Below are 19601 nucleotides of genomic sequence, written 5' to 3' on the forward strand. Positions count from 1 at the left end.
AAGTCCTTTAGGGCAAAATCAAAATAGACAATGGCAAAGGCTGCTAAAAGGGAAATAACAATTTTACCCACCGAAATACCTAATGCCATAATGGTGGAGTTCTTAACCATTATGGCCGCATTGGCTCCCAGATTTTTAGCCCCTTCAAAGAAGGCACGGCCATAGTTTACGCCAAACTGATCTCCTGGCAGTATGGACATGGGGGCATCCAGAATGTCCGCGAGCCGCTGAGTAGAGCCCACAAAGACGACCCAAATGGGAAAGACAATAATAAAAAGGGCAAGCAGCAAAACGACATGGGGAAAGGCTCGCCTGAACAGGGATTTTTCTACCATGGCTGTCTCCTAATATTCCACTTTCCGTTCCACAAAGCGGAACTGGAGGGCGCTGAGTACAATGACGATCAGCATCAAGATTACCGATTGGGCTGCGGAACTTCCAAGATCGAGATTAATCACCCCATCCTTGTAGACCTTATAGACAAGAATATTAGTTGCCTGGTTGGGCCCACCGGAGGTTACCTGGTGTATAATGGGGAAGGTTTCGAAAAAGGCGTACACCAGGTTCATAACAAGCAAGTAGAAGGTAGTAGGCGAAAGCAGGGGAAACACTACCCGCCAGAAACGGGTAAAGGGACCGCCGCCGTCAATAGCAGCTGCTTCTATCAGCGACACTGGTACATTCTGCAGTCCCGCTAAAAAAAAGACAAAATTATAAGAAATCTGTTTCCAGCTGGACGCGAGGGTAACTATAAAGAGCGCTTGACCGCTTTTAACTAAATAATTCCAGTCTATACCAATTTTTTTTAATTGATAGGAAATGATACCCACCGTTGGGTTAAACAAAAACATCCACAATACCCCGGCTACGAGAGTAGAAACTGCATAGGGCCAGACCAGCATGGTGGTATAAAAGGTTTTTCCTGCTATATGTTTATTTGCCTGGACTGCCAAAAAAAGAGAGATGGTAAGGGCAGAAAAGGCTACCATGATTGCAAATTTAAAAGACAAAATAAGTGAATCGATATACTGAGGGTTTTGTAATAGTTTGATGTAATTTTCCAGTCCCACAAAAATGAGGGAAATTCCAAAGGCATCCTGTATAAAAAGAGACTGGTACAGGGCCATAAAGGCGGGCCAAAAGAAAAAGATTGCCACGATTATCATTTGGGGAAGCACAAGTACATAGGGCAAGGTCTTATTGTGAAAGGCATACTGTTTCGTCATGGGATGCATCCTTTAACGCACAAAGGCTACCCGCATGATGCAGGCAGCCTTTATGTCAATTGTTGAACATGTTGCTATTTGTTGATCCGTTCAAATTCTCTGAGTTTTTCGTTCCCCAGTTTAACCATCATGTCTAGCCCGTCCTTTACGGATATTTTGCCGTCCAGAATGGCTTCCCATTGTTCATCCTCTATGGTACGAATCTGGGGCATAAAACCGAAACGGAGTCCCATGGTATTCTGAGTGGGGGCCTTGTTCAAAAGTTGTTTAATTGCCACTTCTGGGCCAGGATTCTCGTTGTAGTAGCCCTGTTTTTTTGTCAGTTCATAGGCAGCGGTCGTAATAGGCAAATAACCTGTCTGCTGGTGCCAGAATGCCTGGGTTTCGGGCTTGGACAGGAAGCTAAAGAATTTTGCCACCGCTTTGTAAACTTTTTGGTCCTTCTGTGTCATAACCCAGAGACTTGCGCCACCAATGATGGAGTTTTGGGGAGCTCCCTTAACATCGGGATAATAGGGCAGCATAGCTACACCAAAGTCAAATTTGCAGGTTGCCTTCATCGATCCATAGCCACCGATGGACTCAAAGTGGAGCGGCACCGTGCCGGAAGTAAAGAGTGCGTTTGCCTTGTTTTCCCGGCCGCCATATTTGAATACCCCTTCTTTGGCCATTTGATACAGGTTTTCAAAATGTTTTACTTGCAAGGGGCCATTAAACACAAGCTGGGTGTCCAGACCATCGAATCCGTTGGATTTAGTTCCAAACGGTACATTGTGCCAGGCTGAAAAGTTTTCAAGCTGAATCCAGGATATCCAGTTGGTAGTAAAGCCTGCTTCATATCCTGCAGCCTTAAGTTTTTTAGCCACTTCGAAAAACTCAGGCCATGTCTTTGGCGGTTTTTCAGGGTCCAGGCCTGCTTTGCGGAAGGCATCTTTGTTGTAGTACATGACTGCGGTGGAAGAGTTAAAGGGCATGGAAAGCATTTCACCCTTGGATGTTGAATAATAGCTTGTGATGGTAGGAATGTATGCTTTAGGATCAAAGGGTTCCTTCTGTTCAGCCATGAGCTGGTATACCGGTTTGATGGCTCCTTTTGCGCTCATCATAGTTGCTGTTCCAACTTCATATACCTGTAGTATGGCAGGCGGAGTCCCTGAACGGAAGGCAGCAATGCCAGCATTCATTGTATCCGCATAGCTGCCCTTATACACGGGATTCACCACATACTCACTTTGGCTTTTATTGAACATGTCGCAGACCTGGGCGGTAATTTCGCCGTTTTTTCCGCCCATGGCATGCCAGAACTCGATCGTGGTCTGGGCAAAGATTGTGCTTGCCAGACCTGCTAGGATTGTGAAAAGGTACACCTTTTTCATACACCACTCCTTTTTTGTGTAACGAATCTTTCTCAGAGCTATCGCTATGGATAAAGCTCTTTCGGGTTACAGCAAAATATAGCTTACGCCCGAACCGAAAAATAGGCAAGAATATTTGATTTTTTCTTGTAAACCTATGGTTAGACCTATGGTGGCGTTTCTTTGTAAAGAAATAGTTAGGAGACTATAAGTGTGGTGTTAAATAACCTAGAAGTATGTTAATTACCGGATAAGGCGGTTTTAATTCGATCGGGCATATCGGTAATGATGCCGGTGACGCCCCAGGATACAAGATCCCGGGCCAGTTGAGGCTCATTAACGGTCCACGCCTGGGTAAGCCGGCCGTGATTCCGTTCTGTGGCGACCAGTTCCGGATTTACCATAGAATAGCGGGGGTGCCAGGCTTCGTGTCCAGATTTTCCCGCGATATCAGGAAGATACTGGTTTATTAAGGTTGTGGTGTAAGAAGGACTTGCCTCTTCCACAAGAAAACCTACAGGGATAGAGGGTTTGATTGCCTTAAATCGTTTGAGGGTCGGTGGGTTAAACGATGACACAATAACATTCCGGGCCATGTCATAGCGGTCGATACAGGCTGCCACCAGGGCCTCAATGCCGTTGTCGTCAGCGGCATCGCCGCTGGCAGCATCGCCGCTAGCGAAACCGCCGCTGGCGAAACCGCCGCTGGCGGTACAATAGGGGGCCTTGATTTCCACATTAACGATAAAGTCCGCCGGAGCCCTGTCTTTAACCAGAGAAAACACTTCTTCCAGGGTTGGGATCATAATAAATGGATAGTGGGGAATATGGCCCTGGAGGGGCTCTGCCATGGGCGAGAACCGAGCGGCCGCATTCAGTTCCCTCAGTTCAGCAAAAAGCAGGTCCCGTACCGCTCCGGTCCCATCGGTGGTGCCGTCTACGGTAAAATCATGAATGATGACCAGTTCCCGATCCGCAGAAAGCTGAACATCGAGTTCTATACCGTCAGCGCCTTGTTGTATAGCAAGCTCAAAGGCCGGAATAGTATTCATCGGTGCATAGGCCCTGCTGCCTCGGTGCCCGTAAACAATAGTTCTTCCTTCCTGAAAGGCCTGTAAGACGTAGTTAGTGCGCTTATCCATCATCATTCTCCTAAATATTCCTGGATCAGCTGCAATTTAAGATCCCGTAGTTGTTCAGAAATTGAAACTTTATAAATATGGGGATTAAGAATCCGCTTGTAGCTGCCGTCAAAGCGGTCTAGGCTTAAGCGCACCCGCTGCTGGATGGATTTTAATGTCGGGTGGTCCTGAATAAGTTCACCGCCCTTCATACGAGGTTTGAGCAGGGGCTCTATATTGCCCTGGGGGGTGTAATGAAAGTGCCGATAGTCCGCCGCAGGGTGCCAGAATGCATATTCGACCCCCTTTCTTATAGCGTCTTCGGGGGCATCACTTTTATCTGCCAGTTTTTGATCCAGGGTCATCACATCCGCCTCGGCCATGCCCTCCGTACTGTAGAGGCGCCAAACCTGTTTTGCTCCCGGATTAGTTGTCTTTTCAGGATTATCGGAGAATTTAATGGTAGGCTGGAGGTTCCCGTCCGCTACCTGCCGGGCTGCAAGTTTATAAACCCCGGTAAAGGCCGCTTCAGTGCCGCCGGTTACCATATTGGTACCCACCCCCCAGCTATCGATGGGGGCTTTGGCTGCCGTTAAGGTCTGGATAATGGATTCATCCAGATCATTTGATACCGCGATGGTCGCATTTTTTAAGCCCGCCGCATCCAGGGCCTTGCGGACTTCTACCGAAAGATAATGAATATCTCCCGAATCAAGTCGTACCCCGAATTTTTTGCCCTGGGCGGCGAGTTTTTTCCCGACCTTAATGGCATTTTTAATACCACTGTCCAGGGTATCATAAGTATCGATTAAAAAAACTGTTCTATCTGGGTAGGTTTCCGCATAGGCTTCAAAGGCCGCTTCTTCCGATGGAAAGGACATAATCCACGAGTGGGCCATGGTTCCCATAACGGGGATCCCATAGGTTTTTCCCGCGAGAACGTTTGATGTTCCGCTGGCCCCTCCAATAAAAGCTGCCCGAGATGCGGACATGGCGCCGTCAGGGCCCTGAGCCCGGCGGAGGCCAAACTCCATGATGGTGCCTTTCCAGGAAGCCAGGTACACCCGAGCTGTTTTAGTCGCGATAAGGCTCTGGAAATTGATAGTGTTAAGCAGCATCCCTTCTATTATTTGAGCTTCTATGAGGTTTGCATCGATGCGGATGAGGGGCTCCTGGGGAAAAACAACAGTTCCTTCGTCCATGGCCCAGACATCTCCGGTAAACCGGAAGGTCTTAAGATATGCAAGAAAGTCCTTGTCAAAATAGGAGAGGCTCGCCAGGTACTCCAGATCTTCCGAAGAAAAACGAAAATGAGCGAGCTTGTCGAGAAACGTCTCGAGTCCTGCGAAGACCGAAAAGCCACCATTAAAGGGCTGGCGGCGGAAAAACATATCAAAGACTGCCCGATGGTTCATGCCCCGTTTCCAGTAGCCCTGGGCCATGGTAAGTTCGTAAAAATCGGTGAAGAGTGCCGATTGGGGGCAAAAGCTCGCTTCTTGCATGTATTCTACTCCTTATTGCTGGTTTTTAGATAATCTCGGCTGAGTCGATAAAAGAGACGCCTGCGGTTTCTAACTCTACCAGGGCTTTTTGCAAAGAGCCTGCAGGATAGTCTACTCCCCGCACCGCATCTGACACAATCATGACCTCAAAGCCGAGTCGCCGGGCATCCAGCGCGCTGTATTTAACACAGTAGTCGGTTGCAAGTCCTGTTACGACAATTTTGGAGACCCCAAGTCCTTTGAGATAAAATTCGAGACCCGTGGGAGTACAACGGTCGTTTTCGAAGAAAGCTGAATATGAATCCAGATAGGGCCTAAAACCTTTTCGGACTATGAGCCGTATGGGATTAAGGTTCAATTCGGGATGAAAATCCGCACCCTTGGTTCCCTGAACGCAATGATCCGGCCAAATTCCCTGTTCCTCTCCGGGCGCCGCATGGGTAGAAGAAAAAGAACAGTGGTTTCGTGGGTGCCAATCCTGGGTTGCTATGACAGGTACTCCTTGCTTTTCACAAAGAGCCGATAACATATTTATAGGACCGAGTATTTCATTTGCACCAGCAACCGCCAAAGCCCCCGGTTCAGAAATGCTTCCGTCTTTGTTGTGATAGGGCGGACAAAAATCGTTCTGAACATCGATGATGAGCAGGGCTGTATCACTAGAAAGCAAGGCCATAGGGATCCTCCATGTGGTCCTATGGTATCCTAAGAGGGGCGGTCCTACAAGAGTTTTAGATACTTTCGAGCTCTTCTATGTCATCTTGTTGAGATGCTTCATCATCCTGTTTAAACTCCGCAAAATCCAAGGGAATAGTATTTTGATCATTCATGATGAAACTGCGGAATAGGGAAGCCGGCAGGGGTTTGCTGATAAAATACCCTTGAATGGCATCGCAGCCCCGTCGTTTCAGGGCATCCAGCTGTTCCTGGGTTTCTACCCCTTCGGCTATAGAAACCAATCCAAAGGAACGGGCCATGGAAACGACTGCAAGGGCTACTGATCCATTCTGCAGATCCCGAGCGGGGGCTGGCTCTTTTAGTTTTAGTTCCCCTATCATATCGGAACGCAAATGGTCCACAAAGGATTTATCGATTTTAAGGCTATCTATAGGCAGGCTGTCTATATAACGCAGAGAAGAATAACCGGTTCCAAAATCATCTACCGCAAAGCAGATTCCCAATTTTTTTAATTCATCCATTATAGAAGCTACCCTCTGGGCATCCCTCATAAAAAGGGACTCGGTCACTTCCAGCTTGAGGAGCCGCGGAGACAGGCCGCTTTCTTTAAGTGCTTCTTCGGTCTGCTTAATGATATGCCCCCGCTCAAATTGCCGCTGAGATACATTCACCGAAACCTGTATTGGTTTCCCCGATAGTTCCCATTCTTTTGCGTCCTTGCAAGCTTGTTTCAGAGCCCATCCGCCCATGGGTATAATGAGCCCTGTTTCTTCGGCTACCTCTATAAATTGGCCCGGTGGAATAATCGATTCATCCGGATTTTTGATTCTGATCAGCGCTTCCGCCCCAATGATGCCCTTGGGTTTTCCTGCCTCGGCGCTTCCGGAGGATACCAATGGCTGGTAGCATAATATAAAGCGGTTTTCATCCATAGCTTTTCGTATAGATGCTTCCACTTCGATCCGGTGTCTGCTTGAGAGTCCAGCGGCTCCAGAAGCAAAGCGATATTGGCCCCGGCCCTGCTCCTTGGCGTCGTACATGGCCGCATCGGCGTTTTTTACCAGTTCCTGTATAGTGGCCCCGTCATAGGGATAGAGGGCAATGCCAACACTGCAGCCGATATAGATTTCCCGTTCATGTATGAAGAAGGGTTCTCGGAGAGCTTCGATGACTTTTTTTGCCACCATGCCTGCATCGGCGCTGCGGTGGATATCTTCTAAAATAATGGTAAATTCATCTCCTCCCAGCCGGCACACTGTGTCGCATTCACGAACCTGGGCTTTTATGCGATGGGCCGCAAGGATGAGCAGTTCATCCCCAACCTGATGGCCGTACCCATCATTCACATCTTTAAAATGGTCCAAATCCATATACAGGAGGGCAAAACGGTTCTTATCCCGCTGGGTTCGGCTTAACACCTGGTCTAAGCGGTCCATAAAAAGGGCTCGGTTGGGAAGCCCGGTGAGGGAATCATAAAAGGCAAGATTGTTCAGTTTTTCCTGGGTTTGTTTAAGCTGGGCAATATCAATATAAAAGGCAACATATTTGTATGGTTTTTCTTCGATATTTTTCAGGGTGTCGATACTGAGCCAATATGGCATGAGGGATCCGTCTTTTTTTCGGTTCCAAATTTCACCCTCCCAATGACCGGTATCTATTAATGTATCCCAAAGATCCTTGTAAAATGATTGTGAGTGCATTCCAGATTTAAAAATACTTGTTTTTTGCCCTAAAATTTCTTCTTTAGAAAAACCGCACATCTCTGCAATAGCTGGATTTATCTCCTGGATGATGCCTGAGAGATCGGTAATAAGTATGCCTTCCCCCGTGTTTTCAATAATTTTTTTGTAGGTCATCAGCGTTTCATTGGTCATCCGCAGGGCTTCGGTCCGCTCGGTTACCTGCTGTTCAAGTATGGCAGCTGAATTGGTCTCATATGCGAGTAATTGTCGGGCGGACCTGACATTGAGCAGCAGTATGGTGCTTATTACCCCTGCCAATAAGAATAAGACTGCTACCGAGCGGAAACCATTCCAAAACAGGTCCCGGGGTACGCGGACCGAAAGTTCTATCATTGTGTTTTCGAGTAACCCCGGCATGTGGGAGGTAACATCGATTTCAGATACCTTAAAGCTCATCTGGGGCTGCAGATCTGAAGATGTATGGGAAGTTTCTGCTGATTGAGCTATGTTAATCTGTACATCCGTACCTGAGAGCTGGCTCAAGGTTTGCTTTAATCGTTCATCAATATATTTACCAAAGATAAGAAAACCTTGGGGTGGACCGGATAAATCGCTGCGCAGTATTTTCTGGATTGCCACTAAAAAGGGTTTTTCCGATAGGATGAGGCCCCCATGACAATCCTGCTGCAAAGATGGCGGAATTGTTTTTAGGAGTTCTGCTGTGTTTGCTTCTGCGGCTGAAAAAGAAAAATAAAGCTGTCCTTCGATTGTATAGAGGGCTACGAATGCAAAGCCAAGATTTTCTAATGATTCCTCGGTAAAATTAACCTCAGGGTAATCGGGATTTTTCCCCTGCATGTAAAGCCAGGTGTCGTCCCAGCGGCTGTAATCCGCAGTAACCGCTGTCACCTGATCGATCTGATAATGTAATAGTGTCTGGACCTGTTCCTGGGCCTGCAGCGCCATGCTTTGTTCTTGCCGGAGAAATTGGTAAGTGCTGAAGATGGCAAATCCTAAAAGCAAGAGGCACACCAGCATGGAACTGAGGATTAATGTCCTGGTTGCATGCTGAGGTGTCCAGAGCTTTACTTTATTCATACAAACAAATATAGGCTAGCTTTCTCCGGAAATCAAAATTTTGGAACCCTGGTTTGATTTTATGACCTCAATTTTGCTGGGAATTCTGTTTTTCATCTCCGCCACATGGGAAATGAGGCCCACCATGCGGTGATCCCGGATTTCATCCAGAATGGTTAAGGCCCGATCCAGGCTGACCTCGTCCAGGCTGCCAAAACCTTCGTCGATAAAGATGGCATCGAGCCGTACTGCCCCGGAGCGGGCTTGGATAGAATCGGCCAGTCCCAGGGCGAGGCTTATGGAAGCCATGAAGCTTTCGCCCCCCGAGAGTGTCGCGCAGGGGCGGGTCTTGCCGGTGAAGGAGTCAAAGACCGCGAGGTCAAGGCCGCCCAGGGCTCGGTTATTTTCGTTTTCGGGGTTCAGAAGTATGGAATACCTTCCTTCACTCATCCGTTCGAGCCGCCTGTTTGCATAGGAGGTTACTTCCTGGAGATAAAGGCTGAGGAGCCAGGAATCGAAGGGCCACTTTTTGGGGTTCGAGCCGGCTAGGTCCTCTGACAGGGCTTTATAGCGGGAATGGGTTTCATTGAGGCGATTATACTGATCCAAAGCAGCTGTATATCGTTCCTGATCCTGAATAAGGCTCTGGAGTTTTACCTGCAGGGCTTGCTGTGTTTCCGCCAATTGTTCATGGGCCTCTTCTGTATCATGAAGGGCTTGCTCAAGGGCCTCTACGGTGGCTTCTCTCTGGTTTCCAGGGCCCTCTATGTGGAGTCCCGCCAGGGCACGCCGGGCTTCTTCTTCCTGGTGTATAAGCCGGTCCATGTTTTCTTTCCAAGCTTGAACCCGGGAACTGTATGTCCCTTCTGCTTCTGGGCTTAATATGGCGGCCTTTAGTGCCTCCGTGTCGGTAAACCCGAGTTCCTCTGCCATGGCTGTGAGGGCCTGTTTAAGCTTTGCTTCTTCTTCTTTAAAATCCTGCCAGCGCTTTTCCAGGCTTTCCCTGTGCTGCAGTGCCTGGGCTTTCTCTATGCCGAGCTGCTGCTTCTTTTTTTCATACTCCGCTATCTGGGCCTCCATGGTTTCTAGATGCTGCTGCAGGCGGTTCAGGGCAAGGGCGATGGTTTCTGTTTTCCATATATCAAAATAGAGTTGGAGCCTTCCTTTTATTTCATCAATTTGATGAGATAAATCGGCTAGCTGCTGCCTGCCGCTTTCCAATTGGGCCTGTGCACGGGCAGCCAGACCCTGCTTTTCCTGCAGATTTCGGGCAACCTGGGTAAGATTAAGGGTTTCCTTTCGTAACTGCTGGAGGTTTTTATTGATAATTTCTGCCGCTGTCGAGTTATTCCGGATGTCGAGCTGGACTTCCGATACTTCTGGTAAGCCCCGTGCGTTGTTAAGACAGGTAATCTCGAAGGGGAGCCCAGAATGGGGGGAAAGGAGAGCGAGCAGGCTGGTGCGGATTTCATGGTACTTCTCTTCTATCTCTTCCAGTTCCCGAATAAGCCTATTTAATGTAAGCTCCTGGTTTCGTATTTCGGTCCGCAGCTCGGCCATGCGTTTTTCCAAATCTTTTTGTTCTATTTTGAGGGCCGATATTTTTTCTTCCGTACCAAAACGAGTGGGGGGCGCGAGGGCAGGGGCCGGATGATGAAGCGAGCCGCAAACGGGGCAGGGGTCCCCTTGTTTGAGGGTTGCGGCGAGCCGGGCAGCAAGGTTTGCCTCTTCCTGTTCCTTGTATTGTTTTTCCAAGTTAGCCAGTTCTTCACTAAGTATGGGGAGCCGCTTCTCGATTGTGTCGAGTTCCATTCTGTGCTGGGCTAAACCTTCTTCTGCGGTGCGCTGCTCTGTGCGTTTTTGGCTGTCCTGTTGGGCATATTGAAGGAGGTTGCGGAGGTGAGCCATGAGGGCAACGCTCATCTCCTTTTGATCCTGAAGTGTCGTTTCAACTTGGGCGGCCCCTTCGCTTTTTATAAGCAATTCCTGTAAATTTTCTATGTCGGCCCGGAGTCCTGGAAGGCTTTCTTCTGCTTCATGGATCGCAGTTAAGAGTTCTTCTCGGCGCGTTTCGAGCTGCCTGAGCCGCTGTTCCTCCTCCACAGCCTGGGAAAGGGCTCCCTTCTGCTCCCTGAGGGCAGTGCATTCACGATTTAGGTTTTCAATGCTGCTTTTTTGGTTTTCTATTTCGTCATATTGATGAATTGCCATGGCAGTCCGCTGCTCGGCCTGTTCCCGTTCCGCTTGCAGGTTTTTGATTCTGTTTTCCAGCTCCCTTTCCTGATAAAGCTTTTCCTGGGCTGGTTTTGCCTGTTGGTTCATGGCCAGTGCCTGACTTAAGGCTTCTATTTCCTGCTGCTGTTCGGTAAGTGTACGCTGCTCTTCATCGATGGCGGCAAGCCGCTGTACCAGTTCCTGCCGCTGGCGGGCTCGGCTCAGGGCTTCGCTTAAGGTTTTTATGTGGTCTAAGGTTTGCCTGTCCTTTTCGGCAATTTGTTCCAATTCGGCCCTGATGCGATTTTGCTCTGCCTGGTTTTCCTGTTCATTGTACCGCTGAGAAGCTTCCTGTAGGGCCAAATTGGCTGTCTTTAACATACCCTCGGCTTCTTTCTTTTTTTCCGCCGCAAGCTCTCTAATGGCTACTGCTTCTTCCACGGGAAAGAGTTTCCGCAGCACATCCCGGCGAGCCTGGGAATTTTGTTGTAAGAACTGGGCGAACTCTCCCTGGGGAAGAAGTATTATCTTTGCAAATTCGTCGGCCGAGAGGCCTAAAAGCCGGGCGATTTTTTCATCCGCCTCGCTTTTTCTGCTCGATAGGCTCTGCCGTTCGCCCCCACTGGCGAGCCGGTAGAGTACCGCCGCTTCTTCTTCCACGGTGGTTCCGGTTCCCCGTTTCTTGGGTCGTTCCAATTTGGGACTTCGCTGTACAACATAGGACTCATTACCGAGAGAAAATTCAAGCTCTACCCAACAGTCTTCATCGAGACCTGCAAAATCGGAACGGATTTTTGTTTCCAGGTTTTTCCTGCTCCCCGGGAGTTTACCATAGAGGGCAAAACAGAGGGCGTCAAAGATGGTGGTTTTGCCCGAACCGGTTTTTCCGGAAATAAGAAAAATGTCGTCCAGCCTGGTAAAATCTATTTCGGTGCGGCCCGTAAAAGGACCGATGTTGTACATGATGAGCTTACGGGGTCTCATGGGATTGCTGCTCCTTTAAGAGGGTTGCAAAAAGGTCCAGTTTCTCCTGGTCTACCATTCCGTACAGGGTTTCTTCGAATGATATAAAGTCATCCAAGGTGCCCCGGCGGCGCCCCGTTTCTCCTGAGGCTGTATCGGGCAGCATGCCCTGCAGGGCAGACCGTTCAGCTACCAGGGCTTGGAATGCTCTGTCCTGTTTTACCGAGAGTACCAATGGATATCGTTGCTCCAAAAGCCGCTGGGCATTTTCTACCAGGTGCTCGTCGGTGAGCTCAATTTCGAGGTATGAATGAACAAGTGAGTCAGCCTGTGTCTCCTTCTCTTCTGTCTGAAAGTTCCCTGACATAAGGTCCGCAAATGAGGCCTTGATCCGCCGTACCGGGTGAAGCGGCTTAAGCGGAATGGCCCGTACTGTTGCTGGTTGGTCTGATTCGCGGTCCGGGATCTCCACCTCAAGGCAAACCTTTTCCTGGCCAGCCTCACCAAAGCTGTAGGCCAGGGGGCTTCCGGCATACCAGGCGTTCGGCCCCGCCTGTTGGCAGCGATGCAGATGCCCCAGGGCGACGTAGGAAAACCCAGAGAAAAGCTGGACATCAACCTGTTCGGCAGTGCCGACGAAAATCCGCTCCGATTCGCTTTCTCGTCCTCCCTGGGTAAAGAGGTGGGCGACAAGCACCGACTGGTGTATACTCTGCATTGCAAGTTCTTTTCGCCGTTCTTCGAGCCGCCGTCCTGCCTCGGCTGCAAGGTTTTGCTGGGTTCGCAGACCCTGCGGTGCTGTACCGGATTCTTGGTTGTCTGAGTTTGGGGATTCTTTGGGGGAATAAAGCGAACCGGGGTACAGGAAGGGAAGGAGAAACACCGCACAGCGTTCTTTCCCGTCTGTCACAATGACTGGCTCAAAAGAAAGATTTGGGTCCGAGACTATGTGTATGTTCATGGACCTAAACAGTTCATGGCCAAAGGCAAGCCGTTCAGGTGAATCATGGTTTCCCGCAATCATGCAGATGGCTGTATCGGGAAAGCGGCTATGGAGGGTATTCAGGAAGTCTCCCAAGAGACTTACCGCCTCAGCGGATGGTATGGACCGGTCGTAAATATCCCCGGCTAAGAGGATTGCCGAATACCGGTCCCGGGATAGTATATCCACAAGTTGATTGAGCAGATATTTCTGGTCTTCAATAAGGGATTGTTCATGAAACAGGCGTCCCAGATGCAGATCCGCAAGATGGAGAAACTTCATAATGCTCAATCTACGGGGCTTACCTGTATCGGTCAATACCCGCTTATGTTATAATAGTTCCATGACAGAAACTAATCAGGACCCCCTGCTCACTGAACTCGTTTATTTTTCCATAAAGGATGTAGGGCGGGCTATTGATATGAAAATCCTGGAAAGCCCCGCCCTGTATGCCCGGTTTTCGGGGAAAAAGCTGGGAAGTCTGCTGCCCTTGCGCAAAGATACCCCCACATCACTTTCGCTTCCCCAGCCGGTGTGGTTTGCCTTTGAAGAAGTTGAAGCCGAGGGGCTCGGAACGGTATTCCCCTCCGCAAAGGTGTACAATGACGGGGCGGTGACCATTTTGCTCAGAGGTACCGGTCGTTTTACTCTGGATGCGCTGGGTCCACTATCCCGTTCCTCATTAATCAGAAGTCAGGGTTACACATACAGTTTTGCAGAGTATGCGGACCGGCTTTTCGGACGTCTCTTGGATGCCATTGGGGATGCCATTGTAGACGGTATAGAACGTTCGAACATTCAGCAGGAGCATTATCTGGCATATTGTTTCCTGGAATATCCTGAACTTCCGCCCCTCTTTGTCCAGCAGAACAGAGCACGCCTTGCCTCGCTCCTTATCGGTGAATATGACGCTGATTCGCTTCATGAGTCCCAGATTCAGGCATCGTTGGCCCGGCCTTTTTCGTATAGGCCCGATGATTTAGCTATTTTTGATATGGACCACTGTGTTATTTTTGACAGCCACCGGGACTACGAAGATATTCTTCTTATTATTGAGCATGCAAATTACCGGCTCCTTGAACTTCGCGCCTTGGATCGGCTTTTAGACCAAAGACTCGACGAGGCAGAACGGGATTTAACGGTTTATGGTATTCAGAAAAACAAGAAGGGCAAGGGGCGCATAAAACTGCGGGGCAAAGCTCCCCAGAAAAAATTTGCCCGTATCCAGGCATTGCGCTTCGAAGCTCTCTTTATACTCGAAAACCTTGAAAATTCATCCAAAATAATTGGGGACTATTTTCTGGGTCAGATTTATTCCCGGCTCTGCGAAATATTCAATACCGATGGCTGGAGCAGATCCGTTGAGCGACGCCTGGATGTGCTTTCTTCAGTCTATGAAATGGTAAAAACCGATTCGGCAGAGCGGCGTACCCTTGTACTGGAAATTGTCTTTATTGTAGTATGTATTGTCCTGCCACTTATACAAATCTGGCAGGCCCTTATGTTAAAATAATTAATAGAGGTTTACTACGTCGATTTCTGCAACACATTCTGGGTGGAAGCGGACTCTCTATTCGGTCTGGATAGGTGAAGTCCTTGCCATAGCCGGCTTTGGTACTTCTACTCCCATTATTCCCTTTTTTCTCGGCGATTTAGGAATTACCGATCCCCAGGCGGTAAAGCTGTATACCGGGCTTCTGCAGACCCTGCCTGCCATCAGCATGATGATAATGGCTCCGATATGGGGGAGCCTGGCGGACCAATTTGGCCGGAAGCCCATGCTCCTGCGGGCCATGTTCGGCGGTGCGGTCATCCTTTGTTTGCAGGGCTTTGTCAGTGATCCCTGGCAGTTGCTTTTGCTCCGTACTATTCAAGGTATGCTGACCGGTACGGTCGGTGCTGCAACGGTTTTAGTTGCTTCGGTTTCTCCCGAAGAAGAGCGGGGCTACGCGCTGGGACTGCTCCAAATGTCTATTTTTTTGGGAAATTCCTTAGGGCCCCTGCTCGGCGGTTATATCTCTGATTTTTACGGCCACCGAATCAATTTTTTTGCTACCGCAATTTTGCTTCTCCTTGGCGGTTTTATTGTGAGCATCTTTGCTACCGATGATTTTAGTCCGCCGGCCCAGCGAAAGTCCTTTGTAAAAAGCCTGGTCCCCGACTTTTCGCCCCTGCGCGGAACGGAGCGCAAGGCCCTGTGGACCCTCCTTGCCATTGTGGCCGCAGACCAGGTTGCAGGCAGCATCACCTCTCCCTTTCTGCCCCTCTTTATAAAAACCATTTCTACCGCTTCCGCTCGGATAGCATCCGATACAGGACTTGTTATAGCCGCTGCTGCAATTAGTTCTTCCGTCGCAGCGGTGCTTATTGGTAAAATCAGTTACCGTCTAGGCTACCGGCGAACCTTAGTATTTTGCATGGGTGGGGCTGCCCTTTTTACGTTGCCCCAGGCTTTTGTTAGCTCTGTAACCCAGCTGCTTGTTTTAAGGGTGATGAGCAGTTTCTTTATTGGCGGCAATATGCCTTCGGTGAATGCCCTCATCGCGGTTAAAACCCCTCGGGAGAAACAGGGGAGCATGTACGGTCTCCGCAGTTCCGTTGCCTCCGCCGGTGGTGCAATAGGACCGGCTATAGGTTCGGCCCTTGCAATAGGCTTCGGTTATGGGGCGGTTTTTATTGCTACCGGTACGGTTCTGGCTATCGCAGGCATTGCAGTGCCCCTTTTTGTGTCAATGAGAGAAAAGCGGGAAAAAGTAAATGCCGAGTCGGTTTAGCGCTCCATGCCTTATTTGCCTTATTTACACAAATTTATTATAACTTTTGAGCATAAGAAAACTTTCGGAGCTAACAACCCCTTCTACACCGGAAAGTTCTTCGGTAAGGAATCGGACAAGGCCCCGGTTTGAGTCTACTAGGACCTCAGCAATAAGATCATAACGCCCTGAGGCGATAGAAACGGACAGTACGTTCGGAAGCCGGGACACCTCTTCCGCCTTGGTCTCCAGGAGGCGCGACTCGGCGACCCTCATGGCTACCAGGGCAAGCTGCTTGTTATCCAGCACTTCCGGGTTTATAAGGGCCCGTATCTGCATGACCCCTGCTTCCCGGAGCCGTTTTATCCGGCTTCGGATAGTCCCCTCGGATAAACCGAGGGCGCGGGCTATGGTGTTGTTGTTCTCATAGCCCTCTTTAAGAATATTGATGATATTCCAGTCGGTTGTGTCCAATTCCATGGTTTTTGGAGCTTACAACAGCTTGTCCGCATCCGTCCAGGGGAGATTAAAAGCAGCGGCCACTTCTTTACAGGTAAGCTGGCCCTGATAGGTATTAAGCCCCCGGCGGATCGCCGGGTTGTCCCGGCAGGCTGCTTCCGCGCCCTTTTCAGCGATTTCAAGGCCAAAGGGTAATGTGGTGCTGGTCAGCGCTAAGGTACTTGTTAGAGCAACTGCGCCGGGCATATTGGCCACACAGTAATGAACGATGCCATCTACTTCGTAGACCGGGTTATCATGGGTGGTGGGCCTTGTGGTCTCCACACAGCCTCCCTGATCTACCGCTACGTCCACGATGACCGAGCGTTTTTTCATCAACCCTAAGTGTTCTCGTCGGATCAGCTTTGGAGCCCGGGCTCCCGGTATGAGCACCGCGCCGATAACGAGGTCGCTTTCAGCCACCACTTTTCGGATGTTTGCATCGGTGGAATAGAGGGTAGATACTGCGCCGTGAAATATATCATCCAGATAGGCTAAGCGGCTGGAACGGACATCCAGGAGTGTCACCTCCGCTCCCATACCAAGTGCGATTTTAGCTGCGTTGGTGCCAACTACGCCGCCGCCCAGGATAGCCACTTTTCCCCGCTGCACTCCGGGGACTCCGCCGAGGAGAATTCCCCGGCCGCCGAAGGGCCGCTCCAGATATTTTGCCCCCTCCTGCACGCTGAGGCGGCCCGCAATCTCGCTCATAGGAGCAAGACAGGGAAGGCTTCCGTCATCGAGCCTGATTGTTTCGTAGGCAATACCGGTCACCTTGTTTTTTAAGAGGGCCTTTGTTTGTTCTTCGTCAGCCGCCAGGTGCAGGTAGGTAAAGAGAATTTGACCTTCTCGCAGCAGGGGATACTCTGAGGCTTGGGGTTCTTTTACCTTTACAATCATCTGGCAGGAACTGTAAATATCTTCTGCCTTTGCAACAAGGGTTGCTCCCACTGCTTTGTATTCGCTGTCTTCGAAACCGGCTCCTTCGCCCGCACCGTTCTGGATATATACCTGATGCCCCCGCTGAACATAGGCTGCCACGCAGGACGGAGTCAGTCCCACGCGGTATTCATGTTTCTTGATTTCCTTTACACAGCCGATTTTCATTCCCTGTTCCTCCCGATATTGAGCCTTACAGGGATATTATATACTAAAATCGTAAAAAAACAATAAAAAATTACGAATAACGTAAATTTTAGAACTTTACAAATATATACAAGGAACTCACGATGATGGACATAAACATGAATATGGCTCCAATCTTAGTAAAGTCCCAAAAACTGATGGGGTAGCCGCTCTTTGCTGAAAGCCCTGCGGACACCACGTTCGCAGAGGCGCCAATCAAGGTTCCGTTTCCGCCAAGACAGGCTCCCAATGACAGGGCCCACCAGAGGGGCTTAATGGCCTCAGCCCCTAGTTGGTTCCCCATGTCCTTAATAAGGGGGATCATGGTGGCTACGAAGGGTATATTGTCCACAACTGCCGAAACGATTGAAGAAACCCAAAGAATTACATATTGGGTCAATTTTAGATTTCCCTTAGTAACTTCCAAGAGCCAGCTCGAAACCATGGACATGATTCCAACTTCTACCAAGGCACCGACAACAATGAATAGTCCGAAGAAGAAGAAAATAGTGGTCCATTCTACCTCTGCAAAAATGTGCTCCAGTTCTTTTGCTCCAGATAGGATGATGAGCAATACGGCTCCTGTAAGTGCAATGGTGGATGGTTCAAAATTAAGTACCCCATGTAAAAGAAACGCAAGAATAACTAAGCCAAGGACAACCATCGATTTAACAAGCAATACCGGATCTTCAATTGCCTTGGATTCATCAAAGTTCATGACCCGGGCTTTGCGTTCGTTGGTTACCTGGAGCTGCTTTTTAAACATCAGTATAACCATAAGGGAACTTATCACGAGGATGATAAGAATGACCGGAGAAAGGGTCACGATAAAATCGACAAAGCTTAAGTTGGCGGCGCTTCCTATCATGATGTTAGGCGGATCTCCGATGAGGGTCGCCGTTCCGCCGATATTTGATGCGATGGCTAGGGTAATAACAAAGGGAACGGGACTGATGCCAAGCTCGACGGCGATCAATATGGTAATTGGAATAATAATGAGGACCGTGGTAACATTGTCTAGAAAGGCCGATACAACTGCGGTAATGAGAGAGAGAGCAACGAGGATAACGATCGGTTCGCCCCGAGACAGTTTTGCGATTTTAATGGCGATGTATTGGAAAATACCGGTCCTTTTGGTAATGCTCATAATAATCATCATACCAATGAGCAGGAATATGACATTCCAGTCCACATGGGCATATGCAGATTCCTGATCAAGAACCCCCATGAGCACCATCACAAGACCTCCCAAGAGGGCTGCTGCAGCTTTATTTATAATTTCTGTACTAATAGCCCAATAAACAGCCACGAATACCACTAAAGAAAGAATCATATGTATATTCACCATCATCATTAACTCCACTAAGCCCGTAACACCTTGCTTAAAAGATCCATGGCGGAAACTACACCTACCAGTTTTCCATTGTCGCAGATAGCATAGTGCCGCTTTTTATTTCTGCTCATTTCAAAGGCTACTTCTATAACTGATGTATTTGGTTTTAGAGCTGCCGGGTTTTTGTTCATTATGCTTTCTACGGTAATTTTGTCTTCTTTAAGCAAGAGTTCTGTCATGGGTTCCAGTTCGGAAAGGAATTTTAAACTCCCAATTCTGAAGGCATAGTCGGGAATACCCGCTTTAATGAGGTCGATGACACCGATTTCGCCGACAAGTTTACCTGAATCGTCCAGAATAGGAACGTAACGGAGATGTTTTGTATACATCAGGTCTGTTAGTTCCTTTAAGGTCGCGCTTTTTTTAAGTGAAACAACTTCGGTGGTCATAATATCCGCTACGGTTAAATCCTTTTTTACCAGATAGCCAGCCTGCTCAAAGACTTCCACAAATTGATGGGGCATTTCGGCTGCCAAAAGTTTTTTCATAATTTCTTCGGATTTTGATGATTCGGCAATCTTTGCGAGGGCATTCAAGTAAATGGTCGATGCGGTCTGGGAAATAATAAACAGATAGATGATTTTTACTTCTATTTCTCTGTCTTGATGGGTTACTAAAATTGGTTTTTTAGGAATCACCGAAGCGATAAGAAAATCGTTAAAAAGGGGGACTCTGGCATGGGGTATTGCGACACCGCTGGGCAATACGGTTCCTCCCAGAGCTTCCCGTTCTTGTACAAGCTTTAGAACGTTGTCATAGTTTAACGCATCATGCTTGTAATTTTTTACTACTACCTGCAAAGCCTGTTTTATCGCCTCTTCTACACTGGATACATCCGCTTTAAGTAAAACAAGCTTTGGATCCATAAAATTAGATAGCTTCATAGCTGCTCCTTTGGTACCTTTGCGATATATTCTAGAAATTATCGCAAATGGTGCCATACTATTCGATTCTTTTCATTTTATCGAATTATATTGATACCTTTCAAGTTTGCGAGAGTGGATTTTAATTTCATTTGAACCTATACTTAAT

Annotated in this window: 15 protein-coding genes; 2 read left to right on the top strand and 13 right to left on the bottom strand. The window is 48.7% G+C overall.

Features of this window, described 5'->3' with window-relative positions; all coding sequences use genetic code 11:
* The 9 genes from Q7P68_RS04275 to Q7P68_RS04315 form a co-directional block, all read right to left on the bottom strand.
* Window positions 1-335: ABC transporter permease (locus Q7P68_RS04275; protein WP_486187664.1), on the bottom strand; the 335-nt coding region annotated here is incomplete at its 3' end.
* A 9-nt stretch (window positions 336-344) separates the two neighbouring features.
* The gene (gene ugpA, locus Q7P68_RS04280) at window positions 345-1226 is read right to left on the bottom strand and encodes a sn-glycerol-3-phosphate ABC transporter permease UgpA (RefSeq protein ID WP_304223244.1); all 882 of its coding nucleotides are present in this window, start codon (window positions 1224-1226) and stop codon (window positions 345-347) included.
* A gap of 74 nt (window positions 1227-1300) precedes the next feature.
* Window positions 1301-2602 carry a sn-glycerol-3-phosphate ABC transporter substrate-binding protein UgpB gene (gene ugpB / locus Q7P68_RS04285; RefSeq protein ID WP_304223245.1) on the bottom strand — a complete coding sequence of 434 codons (1302 nt, stop codon included), beginning with the start codon at window positions 2600-2602 and terminating at the stop codon, window positions 1301-1303.
* A gap of 218 nt (window positions 2603-2820) precedes the next feature.
* A complete protein-coding gene (locus Q7P68_RS04290; protein WP_304223246.1) occupies window positions 2821-3723 on the bottom strand; it encodes a glycerophosphodiester phosphodiesterase in 903 nt (300 codons plus the stop codon).
* A gap of 2 nt (window positions 3724-3725) precedes the next feature.
* Window positions 3726-5204: a nicotinate phosphoribosyltransferase gene (locus Q7P68_RS04295; protein WP_304223248.1), complete on the bottom strand. Its 1479-nt coding sequence runs from the start codon at window positions 5202-5204 to the stop codon at window positions 3726-3728.
* Window positions 5205-5229: 25 nt separating this feature from the next.
* Window positions 5230-5880, bottom strand: a complete 651-nt coding sequence (gene pncA / locus Q7P68_RS04300) for a bifunctional nicotinamidase/pyrazinamidase (RefSeq protein ID WP_304223250.1) — start codon at window positions 5878-5880, stop codon at window positions 5230-5232.
* Window positions 5881-5935: 55 nt separating this feature from the next.
* The gene (locus Q7P68_RS04305; RefSeq protein WP_304223251.1) at window positions 5936-8662 is read right to left on the bottom strand and encodes a bifunctional diguanylate cyclase/phosphodiesterase; all 2727 of its coding nucleotides are present in this window, start codon (window positions 8660-8662) and stop codon (window positions 5936-5938) included.
* Window positions 8663-8677: 15 nt separating this feature from the next.
* Complete coding sequence (locus Q7P68_RS04310; RefSeq protein WP_304223252.1) at window positions 8678-11839, bottom strand: AAA family ATPase; 3162 nt, start codon at window positions 11837-11839, stop codon at window positions 8678-8680.
* Window positions 11826-13082: an exonuclease SbcCD subunit D gene (locus Q7P68_RS04315; RefSeq protein ID WP_304223253.1), complete on the bottom strand. Its 1257-nt coding sequence runs from the start codon at window positions 13080-13082 to the stop codon at window positions 11826-11828. The genes Q7P68_RS04310 and Q7P68_RS04315 overlap by 14 nt, the downstream gene beginning before the upstream one ends.
* A gap of 61 nt (window positions 13083-13143) precedes the next feature.
* Here Q7P68_RS04315 and Q7P68_RS04320 point away from each other — a divergent pair, with 61 nt between their 5' ends.
* Window positions 13144-14313, top strand: a complete 1170-nt coding sequence (locus tag Q7P68_RS04320) for a hypothetical protein (RefSeq protein ID WP_304223254.1) — start codon at window positions 13144-13146, stop codon at window positions 14311-14313.
* 70 nt (window positions 14314-14383) lie between these two features.
* A complete protein-coding gene (locus Q7P68_RS04325) occupies window positions 14384-15574 on the top strand; it encodes an MFS transporter (protein ID WP_304223374.1) in 1191 nt (396 codons plus the stop codon).
* 24 nt (window positions 15575-15598) lie between these two features.
* Here the strand turns inward: Q7P68_RS04325 and Q7P68_RS04330 are convergent, their stop codons facing one another.
* The 4 genes from Q7P68_RS04330 to Q7P68_RS04345 form a co-directional block, all read right to left on the bottom strand.
* Window positions 15599-16033 (bottom strand): Lrp/AsnC family transcriptional regulator, encoded by a 435-nt coding sequence (locus Q7P68_RS04330; protein WP_304223256.1) that lies wholly within the window; start codon window positions 16031-16033, stop codon window positions 15599-15601.
* A gap of 12 nt (window positions 16034-16045) precedes the next feature.
* The gene (gene ald / locus Q7P68_RS04335; RefSeq protein WP_304223258.1) at window positions 16046-17158 is read right to left on the bottom strand and encodes an alanine dehydrogenase; all 1113 of its coding nucleotides are present in this window, start codon (window positions 17156-17158) and stop codon (window positions 16046-16048) included.
* A gap of 88 nt (window positions 17159-17246) precedes the next feature.
* Window positions 17247-18527, bottom strand: a complete 1281-nt coding sequence (locus tag Q7P68_RS04340) for an ArsB/NhaD family transporter (protein WP_304223262.1) — start codon at window positions 18525-18527, stop codon at window positions 17247-17249.
* A gap of 11 nt (window positions 18528-18538) precedes the next feature.
* On the bottom strand, window positions 18539-19453 hold the full coding sequence (locus Q7P68_RS04345; RefSeq protein ID WP_304223264.1) for a CBS domain-containing protein: 915 nt from the start codon (window positions 19451-19453) through the stop codon (window positions 18539-18541).
* Window positions 19454-19601: the final 148 nt, after the last annotated feature.

The sequence above is a fragment of the Gracilinema caldarium genome (assembly GCF_029265695.1).
Classification (GTDB): Bacteria; Spirochaetota; Spirochaetia; order Treponematales; family Breznakiellaceae; genus Gracilinema; species Gracilinema caldarium_A.